We start from the raw sequence: 616 nt of genomic DNA, 5'->3' as shown, positions 1-616 counted from the left end.
CCCCCGTTGCCGCCCCCGTTGCCGACTGTGCGGCAGCGGGCGGATCAGCCCAGATCGCCAGGTCGGCCCGGGCCACGCCCAGCCCGGCCAGCAGGCGGGCCATGCCCGATTGCGGGTGGCCGTCCGGCAGGGCGTTCCAGTCCGCCTCATCCAGCGACAGATCGACCCAGGGCAGCACCAGCCGGCCCGTTTCCCCCAACCCCATGTCCATGGCCAGCACCGATTGCAGCACCGCCAGCACCGACGGCGTCGCGGCGGTAAAACCGACGGCCCACAGCCGTTCGCCGGCCGGCAGCGGCGTGTCGCGCCAGCGCGCGGCCTGGGCATGCAACAGGGCAACCTGGCGGGCGGCGGGGTTCATCACCCCCTGCTCGGCCAGCCAGGCGGGCCAGACCCCGGTCACGATCGACAGGAAACGCAGGGTCAGGTGCCAATGTTCGGCGAAGTCGCCCTCGGCCGCCAGGGGCAGGCGTTCGGCCAGGTCGCATTCCGCCCATTCGGCGTCGTCCATCAGGTCCGCCAGCGCCTGGGCCAGCGGCCAGGCCTGGTCGATGGTGCGGACATCGCCGAACGCGTCGCCGGCCTGCAGGATCAGGCGCGTCAGCGTGGCCAGGCG

1 pseudogene is annotated in these 616 nt (G+C 73.4%); it reads right to left on the bottom strand.

Annotated features, from left to right (window positions below):
• Positions 1–616, bottom strand: a pseudogene (locus HUK84_RS21955) (double-strand break repair protein AddB); the annotation flags it as partial.

Source organism: Nguyenibacter vanlangensis (assembly GCF_013376155.1).
In the GTDB taxonomy this organism is placed as follows: Bacteria; Pseudomonadota; Alphaproteobacteria; order Acetobacterales; family Acetobacteraceae; genus Gluconacetobacter; species Gluconacetobacter vanlangensis.
Note: the sequence above shows the minus strand (reverse complement) of the source record. Positions and strands in the feature narration are given on the sequence as shown.